Origin of the sequence: Ottowia sp., from assembly GCF_047975795.1 — a bacterium.
GTDB lineage: Bacteria > Pseudomonadota > Gammaproteobacteria > Burkholderiales > Burkholderiaceae_C > Ottowia.
The window spans coordinates 1-9,806 of sequence record NZ_JBKEEE010000065.1 but is presented as its reverse complement, the minus strand read 5'-3'; the positions used below and the strand labels follow the sequence as shown (position 1 = coordinate 9,806).

Sequence of the window (9,806 nt, the reverse complement as noted above, 5' to 3'; positions counted from 1 at the left end):
CGATGCGCGTGTTGCGCTTTTTCTGGCATTCGCTCAAGGGCTTGTCTTTCTGGCCCTTGCGCTGGATGTGCTCGCGATAGCCCAGCGCACTGAGCATGTCGCTTCGATGCCTGCTGGGGTACATGCCGTCTCGGTCGGCAACTTTGAAGGTTTTTTCTTTTGGGCGCAGTTTGCGCAGTTCTGTGTCTGTGAGCATGGCAGCTTTCCTTGTAAAACTTTACCGTCAAGACCCTTGTCGGTAAAGGGAAGCAGCGCCTCAGAGATTCACAGATTTACCGTCACAGCTACCGTCTAAAACTCTGGCTTTGGCTGCATCCCGCTGGGTGCCTTAGGATGCATAAGCTGTTGATTATTAATGTAATTTTGTGAAATTCAAGACGCTGCTGAACGTCTTGAAATCACTGCACATTACTCCCACTCGATCGTCGCTGGTGGTTTGCTGCTGACGTCGTAGGTGACACGGTTGATGCCGCGCACTTCGTTGATGATGCGACTGGATGTTTTCTTGAGCAGTGCGTACGGCAACTCGGCCCAGTCGGCGGTCATGAAGTCGTTGGTTTGCACGGCGCGCAGGGCCACCACGTAGTCGTAGGTGCGGCCGTCGCCCATCACGCCCACGCTTTTCACCGGCAAAAACACGGTGAAGGCCTGGCTGGTCAGGTCGTACCAGCTTTTGCCGCTGTGCGGCTCGATAGTGGAGCGCAGCTCTTCGATGAAGATGGCGTCGGCCTCGCGCAGCAGGTCGGCGTATTCTTTCTTCACCTCGCCCAGGATGCGCACGCCCAGGCCCGGCCCCGGGAACGGGTGGCGGTAGACCATGTCGTGCGGCAAACCGAGGGCCACGCCCAGTTCGCGCACTTCGTCCTTGAACAAATCGCGCAGCGGCTCCAGCAGCTTCAAACCCAGTTGCTCGGGCAGGCCACCGACGTTGTGGTGGCTTTTGATGATGACTGCTTTCTTGCTCTTGGCACCGCCGGATTCGATGACGTCCGGATAGATGGTGCCCTGGGCCAGCCACTTCGCTCCTGATTTGGAAGCGCCCGACGCAGTCAATTTGGCGGCCTCGGCCTTAAACACATCGACAAACAAACGGCCGATGATCTTGCGTTTTTGCTCCGGGTCGGCCACGCCGGCCAGTTCTTTCAGGAACAGCGCGCTCGCGTCTACCCGCACCACCTTGGCGTGCAGCTTGCCCGCGAACATGTCCATCACCATGTCGCCCTCGTTCAGGCGCAGCAGGCCGTGGTCGACGAACACGCAAGTCAGTTGGTCGCCGATGGCGCGGTGGATCAGCGCGGCTGCCACGCTGGAATCAACCCCGCCCGACAGGCCCAAAATGACCTCCTCATCACCCACCTGGGTGCGGATGGCATCAACGGCCTCAGCAATGTGATCGCGCATCACCCAATCCGGTTGCACGCCGCAGATTTGCAGCACAAAACGCTCCAGCAGCGCCCTGCCTTGCACCGTGTGTGTGACTTCCGGGTGGAACTGCACGCCATAAAAATGCCGCGCCTCGTCGGCCATGCCGGCGATCGGGCAACTGGGCGTGCTGGCCATCAGCTTGAAGCCGGGCGGCAGCTCGGTCACCTTGTCGCCGTGGCTCATCCACACCTTGAGCATGCCGTGACCTTCCGGCGTGTGGAAGTCCTGGATGTCTTTGAGCAGCGCCGTGTGGCCGCGCGCGCGCACCTCGGCATAACCAAATTCACGCTGGTGGCCACCCTCCACCTTGCCGCCCAGCTGCTGCGCCATGGTCTGCATGCCGTAGCAAATGCCCAGCACCGGCACGCCCAGCTCGAACACCGCATCGGGGGCCTTGTCGTCCACTTCGTACACGCTGGCGTGGCTGCCGGAGAGGATCACGCCCTTCAGTTGCCCATCGGCTGCGTAGTCTCGCACCCAGTCACTGGTCACATCACAAGGGTGCACCTCGCAGTACACATTCGCCTCGCGGATGCGGCGAGCAATGAGCTGCGTGACCTGAGAGCCGAAATCGAGAATGAGGATTTTCTGGTGTTGCATGGTGGATAAAACCAAACGCGGGTGCCACGGCAGCAGCCGCCACATCCGAAAAGGATAAATTCTACGTTAAATTAACGTTTTACCCTTGCTAATCAAGAGTTAACAGCTATCAAATAAATAGCCTTTGGCATTGCTTCATTCATGCAATCCATCCAAAACCTGCACGAAACGATAAAAGGCAAGTCGGCGCACCAATGCATTGGCCGAACCCATTACGCATCGCACAGCAGCGGTAAAGTTATCCCGCCGTGTCCAACACCCCTGCTTCACCCCGCCGCATCGCCCACCTCGACATGGACGCGTTTTACGCCTCGGTCGAGTGGCTGCGCTATCCGCAGCTCAAAGGGCTGCCGGTGGTCATTGGTGGCGGACGGCGCAAGGAAGATGCGCTGATCGAGCGGCTGAATGTGGAGCGGCCCGAGCGCGTCTGGACGGCGGATGATCTGGCAGAAATTCCGGTGGATTTTTTTCCGCTGCTGCGCGATTACGTGGGCCGCGGCGTGATCACCACCGCGACTTACGCGGCGCGCGAATTTGGCGTGGGTTCGGCGATGGGGATGATGAAGGCGGCCAAGCTGTGCCCGCAGGCAATTTTGCTGCCGGTGGATTTTGAGCAGTACCGCCACTATTCGCGCGTCTTCAAAGCGGTAATCCTGGAGATTGCCCCGGTGATGGAAAACCGGGGCATTGACGAGGTGTACATCGATTTCACCCACGTGCCGGGTGGCCAGCGCGAGGGCGGGCGGGTGCTGGCGCGGTTGATTCAAAAGAGTATTTTTGACGCCACGGGCTTAACCTGCTCGGTCGGTGTAGCGCCCAACAAGCTGCTGGCCAAGATGGCGAGCGAGTTCGACAAGCCTAATGGCATCAGCGTGGTGCAGCCGGATGACCTGCAAGCGCTGATATGGCCGCTGCCCGCGCGCAAGATCAACGGTATTGGCCCCAAGGCCGACGCCAAGCTGCAAGCGCAAGGCATTCACACCATTGGTGAGCTGGCCGCGCGCGAGCGCCTGTGGTTGATGCAGCGTTTTGGCAAAAGCTACGGCGCGTGGCTGCACGACGCCGCCTGGGGCCGCGATGATCGCCCGGTGGTGACCGAGAGTGAGCCGGTCAGCATGAGCCGCGAGACCACGTTCGATCGCGACTTGCACGCCGTACACGACCGCGCCACTTTAAGCACCATCTTCACCCGGCTGGCCGAGCAGGTGGCGTTGGACTTGCAGCGCAAGGGCTACGCGGGCAAAACCATCGGCATCAAGCTGCGCTATGGCGACTTCAAGATCGCCACGCGCGACCAGACCATCGACTGGCCAACCAACGACGCGACCCAAATCCGCCGCGTGGCGGGGCTGTGTCTCAAGCGCGTGGACTTGAGCCGCCGCCTGCGGCTGCTGGGGGTTCGGGTGGGATCGTTGTCCAAAATCGAGCAGACATCAAAACCACTCTCAGAGACTGGTATGAAGGAAAATTCAGCTATGCATTTAGAAGCAACTACGGGCAAACTGTTCTGAGCATCGGCTGTCGCACAGCGGATCGCCAGCCGGTTGCGATCGCGCTACATTGGGCGCATGAACACACCCGCCCTCACCTGCTTTGAACTCACCATCACCGACCATGTGGCGCATCTGGTGCTCAATCGCCCTGATGCCCTGAACACCATGGGCCCCACCTTCTGGCGCGAGCTGGACGAGGCGCTGACCGTGCTGCACCGCGGCAATCAGGCGCGCGCGTTGGTGATTTCCAGCACCGGCAAGCATTTTTCAGCCGGTATGGCGCTGGACGTGTTTGGCGACGCCATCTTGCTGGACGACGCCAGCGCCGAAGGGCGTGCCGCGATTTTTGATTTGCTGCAAAACCTGCAAGCCACCTTCACCCGGCTGGAGACGCTGCGCATGCCGGTCATCGCCGCACTCCACGGCGGCTGCATTGGCGGTGCGGTCGACCTGGTCACCGCCGCTTGCATCCGTTACGCGGCAGCAGACACTTTTTTCTGCGTGCAGGAAATCAACATCGGCATGGTGGCCGACGTGGGCACGCTGCAACGCCTGCCCAAGCTGGTGCCGCTGGGCGTGGCCAAAGAACTGGCCTACACCGGCCGCCGTCTGCCTGCGGCGCGCGCCAAGGAAGTGGGGTTGGTCAACGAGGTATTTGCCACACAAGCCGAATGCGTGGCCGCCGCCTTGCAATGCGCCAAGGAGATCGCGGCCAAGCCACCAGTGGCCATTTGGGGCAGCAAACAGGTGATTCACTACGCGCGTGACCACAGCGTAGACGATAGCCTGCGTCAAATGGGCTGGGTGCAGGGCGCGGTGTGGAGCAACCAGCACGTGCGCGAAGCCATCAGCGCGGCCAAAGAGCGACGCGCGCCCCAGTTTCCTGATTTGCAGCCGTTGCGCGATTTTGGCGATTGACTGAATGTGAGTGACTGCCGGGGTGCGCCTGCACTTCTGGCTTGCGCGCGTTCAAGGCATCAGGTTCATGCGGTACACGTAGGTGTCGCCGCGAAAGCTCGCTTCCATATATTCCACCGGCACGCCATTGGCCGCGTGCGTCAGGCGCTTGAGCATCATGAAGGGCTGCGGCTGCGTGCCGTCCAGCCCCAGCGCCTGGGCATCGTCCATCGAGCTGAGCATGGCTTGCAAGGACTGCTCGGCGCTGCCCAGATCCAGCTTCATCGCCTGGCGCAGGCGCTCATAGGCCGGGCCTGAGCCATCCCAACCCACCATTTGCGGGGCCATGGTCAGGTCGTACCACACGCGCTCCAGCACCATGGGCTGGCCATCACCGCTGCGCACCCGCTCCACGTACAGCAACCTGGCTGTGGACGGGCGATGAAAGATGGCCGCCACGCGCTCGTCGCACACAGTTTCTACCCGCAGCACGCGGCTGCTGGGCTGATGGCCGCGCTCTTGCAGTTCTTCAGCCACACCGCGCAAAGGGCCAGATGCCTGCCCGTGGCGACGCGGTGCACGCACCACGCTGCCCGCCCGCCCGCGTCCGCCCAGGCGTTGGGCGTGGCGCAATTCGTCGTAGCTGCGTTTGACGGTCGAACGGCTCACCCCCAACTTCTCGGCCATGTCGCGCTCTGGCGGCAGGCTGTCGCCAGAGCGCAGCTTGCCTGACATGATCAGCTCGTCCAATTGCAAATAAAGCTGTCGCCACAACGGCGCAGACGCCTGCACATCCAGGCGGATGGAATCAAACGTGGTGGGCATAGGTTGTGCTCCGGTATTTTTAAGATTCGCTGTAGTTTGAACGTTTTAAACGCAGGATTTAGACGTGTGGTGCGTCGCCAAAAGTATTAGCAAACGAGTCATTTTGAATCCAATGGTTACCGTTCAACAGGACGTTTTGCACGTTTTGGTATTTCATACATCCATAGGACAGGACTCACCAGCATCGGTGTGACGAATTTGGTCTACATCTAAATGCGCCACCACACTTGCATGGGGCTGACAAGCACTTGATGAGCAATGACCCGTGGTTTATGGGGCTTGTTGCATAGGGGAAAGCTGGGATGCGCAGCTTACTGCCGCGCCGTGCGCACGTTGGCCGGTATCGGGCCGGGGTGGCTGGTGCGCCAGGGGTTGATGTCCAGCCCGCCACGACGGGTGTAGCGGGCGTACACAACCAGTTTGGTGGGGCGGCAATGCTGCCAGATATCGGTAAACACGCGCTCTGCGCAATGTTCATGAAAGTCGTTGTGCCGCCTGAAGCTGACGATATAGCGCAGCAGCCCGCCCTGCTCGATTTGTGGCCCGGTGTAGCGAATTTGCAAACTGCCCCAGTCGGGCTGGCCGGTGACGGGGCAGTTACTTTTCAGTAGGCGACTGGTCAGCGTTTCTTCCACGGGTTGTTCGTCGAAAGCCGCAACAAGCAGCTCTGGCGCAGGTTGCTCGTGCGTACATTCGATGTCCAGCCGGTCAAGGTTCAGGCCGTCCAGTTCGTGAATAGGCTGCTGGTCAAACAGATCCGGTGCCACCAGCCGCACGCCCGCACTGGCCTGCACCGCCCTACCCTGCCAGATGGCGGCGTTGACATCGGCCTGAATGCGTTGACGCACTTCATCAGCACCAGCAAAACGGGTGCCGCTGAAGCTGTTCAGGTACAGCTTGAACGACTTGCTCTCCACCATGTGCGTGCTCTCGCACGGCACGGTGATGTGCGCAATGGCCACTTGTGGTTTGCCGCGCGGGTTGAGCCACGACAGCTCGAACGCCGTCCACAAATCGGCACCAAAAAAGCGCGGTTGACCGGTGATGCCAATTTGCGCGCGCTGCGGTGCTCGCGCTATGGAAAACAGCAGGCCCGGCTCGTACTGATCGACATAAGCGGTGGCTTTGCCCAAAGCGCTGTCGTGCAGCGCGCGATGCGGGTCAGAAAGTGAATCGGTCATGAAACAACGGGCTGCGGGTTGTTGGCGTGCGCCGGGTGCTCGCCGGCAAACGGCAGCCAATGGCGCAGGTAAGCGGCAAACGCGGCGGGCGAGGCGTCGTGTCCGCCACCGGGGATGACGACCCAGCGCGCGCTGGGGATACGCCGCGCAGTGTCTTGCCCGCATTCAATGCGCACCAGCGGGTCGGCATCACCGTGCAGCACCAGCGTGGGGCAGCGCAGGCGTGGCAGTTCGTCGGCGCGGGTGGTATCGGCCATGATGGCGGCCATTTGCCGGAAGGTGCCCACCGGATCGTGGTTGCGTGCCATGCTGTGCAGAACCACGGCACGCAATTCGGCCTCGTCCAGCGGAAAGGCCGGGCCGCCCACGGTGCTAAAAAAATTCAGGTAGTACTGCACCACCTTCTCTGCACCATGGCCTGTCTTGGGCTTGGCCGCCATGGCGCGCCACGCCTTGGCGCGCGGGCCGGGCAGGTCACGCGCGCCGCTGGAACTCATCACGCTGGTCAGCGTGGCGCAGCGCTCGGGTGCGGCCAAGGCCAGACGCTGGGCGATCATGCCGCCCATGCTGACGCCAAATACATGCGCCCGCGCAATGCCCAGCGCATCCAGCACGCCCAGCGCGTCGTGCGCCATGTCATGCAGGGTGTAGGCCGACTTGACCGGCATGCGGGTCATGTAGCGCAGCACGTTGCCGAGCGTGTTGGGCGTGCCCGCTTCAGAAAAGTGGCGCGACAGGCCCGCGTCGCGGTTGTCAAAGCGAACCACTCGGTAACCCGCCTGCACCAGGGCGCTGACAAAGCTGGCGGGAAAATGAACCAGTTGCCCGCCCAGGCCCATGATGAGCAACACCGGCTCACCCGCGCCGCTGGTGTCTTCCACTTCGATGTCGATACCGTTTGCTTTAATTTTCATAGCGCCAATCTATTGTCACACCTGCGATAAAGGCATATTTTGATCTTTATTTTTGGTACTCAAAATCAAACGAACTCGCCTTCGCGCAGCCATTTGGTGGCGATCCACTTTTCGCCCTCGATCACCGGCGCGCCGCCGTGCAGTGTCCGGGTGCTGGGATCGGCGCGTTCATAGCTGAAGAACACCGCGTTACCGCGCCGGGGGGCCACTTGCAGATGCACATCGGGGAAGGTGGTGCCGCCGCCTTTGATGGGATCGTTCAAGTACATCACCACCGTGCCTACGCGCTGGCCGCCGCGCTTGATGATGCTTGGCGTGCCCGGTTCGTTGGGGTCAAAGTAGTCGTAATGCGGCTTGTATTCGGCACCCGGCGCATAGTGCAGCACTTGCACGCCCTCGCCGTTTTGCACCGGCCAGTTGACCAGTTTGGCAATGCGCGCTTCGATGCGCGACACCAGATCATTCTCGCCGCGCTGAAAGAACATGCCTTCGCTGGTGCGGTCGGCATGCACCTCTTCGCCGCCGGTTTTGGTGGCCACGGTGAGCGAGCGGCTCATGCGCGGGCGGGCGGCGTCGATCAACGCGTCGCACTCCTCGTCCGACAGCAGGCCACTGAACACCACCACGCGCGGCTTGGCCATGGCGCTGACGACCGCCACCTTGCGGTCGCCCACGTCGATGTACAGGGGCGAATCAGCCATGTCCGGCTCAGGCACCGCCGACACAGTCGGGGGCTGTCCCTGGGCCACAGCCAGCCCATCCAGATGGCCGCGCAACGAAGTTTCCATGGCATCGATGGCCACATCTTCGTCCCAGCCCGCAGTTTTCATCGATTGCAACACCGATTCGGCCGCGCAGCCCGCCTGGGCTTGTTCGACGATCCACTGGCGCAGTTCCGGGGTGATTCGCTGGGTCATGACAATGTGTGTTTTAAAAATGAATCAAGCCTTGCGGCGAAACACCAGCCGATCGGACGCTGAGGCGGCGGGCGCGTAGGCGTAGCCTTCCAGATCAAACGCATGCAGTGTCTGCACACTGCGCACCCGCTGTTGGGCGGCATAACGCGCCATCAACCCGCGCGCGCGTTTGGCAAAAAAGCTGATGATCTTGTACTGCCCGCCCTTGTAGTCTTCAAACACGCAGTCGATCACCTGCGCCTTCAGCACGCGGCGATCCACTGCTTTGAAATACTCCTGCGAGGCCAGATTGACCACGATGGGCTGACGCTCACCGGCTTGCCGCTGGTTCAGGTAATCGGCAATCTGCGCACCCCAGAACTGGTACAGGTTGCTGCCCTTTGGCGTTGACAGGCGTGTGCCCATTTCCAGCCGATACGGTTGCATGCGGTCCAGCGGACGAAGCACGCCGTACAGGCCGCTCAAAATACACACATGCTGCTGAAGCCAGTCCAACTCGGTATTTTTCAGCGTGCGCGCTTGTAAGCCGCCGTACACGTCGCCATCAAATGCCAGCACCGCCTGGCGCGCATTGCTCATCGTGTGGCGAGGTCGCCAGGCGGCATAACGGGCCACGTTCAGACTGGCGAGCGGGTCACTCAGCTTCATCAGCGCAGCCACCTGGCTGGGCGACTTTTCTCGCATCACCTCGATCAGCTCAGCAGCGCGCTGGGTCAACAAGGGCGAGGTGTGCGACACATCGGGCGACACGGGAGTGTCGTAATCCAGCGCTTTGGCCGGGGACAATAAAAACAACATGCTGCCGATTTTGTACCAAGACGCCGATTTGATCGCCGTCCACAAGCCAGCAGGCCTGCTGGTGCACCGCACCGGGCTGGATGCAGGCGAAACCCGTTTTGTCCTGCAATTGCTGCGCGATCAGATCGGCCAGCCCGTGTGGCCCGTGCACCGGCTGGACAAAGGCACCAGCGGCGTATTGCTGCTGGCATTGAACGCAGCCACCGCTTCTGCGCTGGGACAGATGTTTCAGGTTGACGCTGCTGTCACCAAAAATTACCTTGCCGTGGTGCGCGGCTGGCCTGCCGACGTGGGCGTGATCGACCATCCATTGAAACGCATGAACGACGACAAACGCTCCAGCATCCGCGCGGTACAAATCCAGCCTGCCCGCACCTGCTGGCGCACGCTGGCCCGCTACACGCTGCCCTTGCCCTACGGCGGCTTTGCGCAAACGCGCTGCGCACTGATCGAGCTGCAACCTGACACTGGTCGCCGCCACCAGTTGCGCCGCCATTGCAAGCACATGGCCCACCCCATCATTGGCGATGCCACACACGGCAAAGGCCCGCTCAATCGCGCGCTGACTTCGCATTTGGCGACGCAATTGACAACGCATTTGGCTGCCCAGAACCACAGCGTACAGCGGTTATGGCTGAAGCGGCGCGACATATTCGGGGGGTTTTGAGTGAGATATTCGATTGCAAAAGATGTTTCGCTGGCGGCAAAAGAATTGCAGCGATAGTAATCGCGGCGCAAAAAAAGGGGCCGGTTGGC

At 61.1% G+C, this 9,806-nt stretch carries 9 protein-coding genes and 1 pseudogene; 3 read left to right on the top strand and 7 right to left on the bottom strand.

Going from position 1 to position 9,806, the window contains the following annotated elements; translation table 11 throughout:
* Positions 1-130: pseudogene (locus ACK5NW_RS10265) on the bottom strand (IS5/IS1182 family transposase); the annotation flags it as partial.
* Positions 131-408: 278 nt separating this feature from the next.
* On the bottom strand, positions 409-2,025 hold the full coding sequence (guaA, locus tag ACK5NW_RS10260; protein WP_416927691.1) for a glutamine-hydrolyzing GMP synthase: 1,617 nt from the start codon (positions 2,023-2,025) through the stop codon (positions 409-411).
* A gap of 293 nt (positions 2,026-2,318) precedes the next feature.
* Here guaA and dinB point away from each other — a divergent pair, with 293 nt between their 5' ends.
* Both dinB and ACK5NW_RS10250 read left to right on the top strand, forming a co-directional pair.
* The gene (gene dinB, locus ACK5NW_RS10255) at positions 2,319-3,536 is read left to right on the top strand and encodes a DNA polymerase IV (RefSeq protein ID WP_416927693.1); all 1,218 of its coding nucleotides are present in this window, start codon (positions 2,319-2,321) and stop codon (positions 3,534-3,536) included.
* Between the two features lie 57 nt (positions 3,537-3,593).
* Complete coding sequence (locus ACK5NW_RS10250; protein WP_416927689.1) at positions 3,594-4,436, top strand: enoyl-CoA hydratase-related protein; 843 nt, start codon at positions 3,594-3,596, stop codon at positions 4,434-4,436.
* A gap of 51 nt (positions 4,437-4,487) precedes the next feature.
* On the opposite strand, the gene ACK5NW_RS10245 is transcribed toward ACK5NW_RS10250, so the two are convergent.
* From ACK5NW_RS10245 to yaaA, 5 genes are all read right to left on the bottom strand, one after another.
* Entirely contained in the window at positions 4,488-5,240 is a 753-nt protein-coding gene (locus tag ACK5NW_RS10245; protein ID WP_416927687.1) for a GntR family transcriptional regulator, read from the bottom strand.
* A gap of 311 nt (positions 5,241-5,551) precedes the next feature.
* A complete protein-coding gene (gene queF, locus ACK5NW_RS10240) occupies positions 5,552-6,421 on the bottom strand; it encodes an NADPH-dependent 7-cyano-7-deazaguanine reductase QueF (RefSeq protein ID WP_416927685.1) in 870 nt (289 codons plus the stop codon).
* Positions 6,418-7,335: an alpha/beta fold hydrolase gene (locus ACK5NW_RS10235; RefSeq protein WP_416927683.1), complete on the bottom strand. Its 918-nt coding sequence runs from the start codon at positions 7,333-7,335 to the stop codon at positions 6,418-6,420. The genes queF and ACK5NW_RS10235 overlap by 4 nt, the downstream gene beginning before the upstream one ends.
* A 65-nt stretch (positions 7,336-7,400) precedes the next feature.
* Positions 7,401-8,252, bottom strand: coding sequence for a 2OG-Fe(II) oxygenase (locus tag ACK5NW_RS10230; protein ID WP_416927681.1), 852 nt, complete (start codon positions 8,250-8,252; stop codon positions 7,401-7,403).
* 24 nt (positions 8,253-8,276) lie between these two features.
* Positions 8,277-9,050 (bottom strand): peroxide stress protein YaaA, encoded by a 774-nt coding sequence (yaaA, locus tag ACK5NW_RS10225; RefSeq protein WP_416927679.1) that lies wholly within the window; start codon positions 9,048-9,050, stop codon positions 8,277-8,279.
* On the opposite strand from yaaA, the gene ACK5NW_RS10220 reads away from it, so the two are divergent.
* A complete protein-coding gene (locus ACK5NW_RS10220; protein ID WP_416927677.1) occupies positions 9,049-9,717 on the top strand; it encodes a pseudouridine synthase in 669 nt (222 codons plus the stop codon). The genes yaaA and ACK5NW_RS10220 overlap by 2 nt on opposite strands.
* Positions 9,718-9,806: the final 89 nt, after the last annotated feature.

Bases quoted from the DNA above. Each gene is read 5' to 3' on its own strand.
- guaA (WP_416927691.1), bottom strand. From the start codon at position 2,025: ATGCAACACCAGAAAATCCTCATTCTCGATTTCGGCTCTCAGGTCACG.
- dinB (WP_416927693.1), top strand. From the start codon at position 2,319: ATGGACGCGTTTTACGCCTCGGTCGAGTGGCTGCGCTATCCGCAGCTC.
- ACK5NW_RS10250 (WP_416927689.1), top strand. From the start codon at position 3,594: ATGAACACACCCGCCCTCACCTGCTTTGAACTCACCATCACCGACCAT.
- ACK5NW_RS10245 (WP_416927687.1), bottom strand. From the start codon at position 5,240: ATGCCCACCACGTTTGATTCCATCCGCCTGGATGTGCAGGCGTCTGCG.
- queF (WP_416927685.1), bottom strand. From the start codon at position 6,421: ATGACCGATTCACTTTCTGACCCGCATCGCGCGCTGCACGACAGCGCT.
- ACK5NW_RS10235 (WP_416927683.1), bottom strand. From the start codon at position 7,335: ATGAAAATTAAAGCAAACGGTATCGACATCGAAGTGGAAGACACCAGC.
- ACK5NW_RS10230 (WP_416927681.1), bottom strand. From the start codon at position 8,252: ATGACCCAGCGAATCACCCCGGAACTGCGCCAGTGGATCGTCGAACAA.
- ACK5NW_RS10220 (WP_416927677.1), top strand. From the start codon at position 9,049: ATGCTGCCGATTTTGTACCAAGACGCCGATTTGATCGCCGTCCACAAG.
- yaaA (WP_416927679.1), bottom strand. From the start codon at position 9,050: ATGTTGTTTTTATTGTCCCCGGCCAAAGCGCTGGATTACGACACTCCC.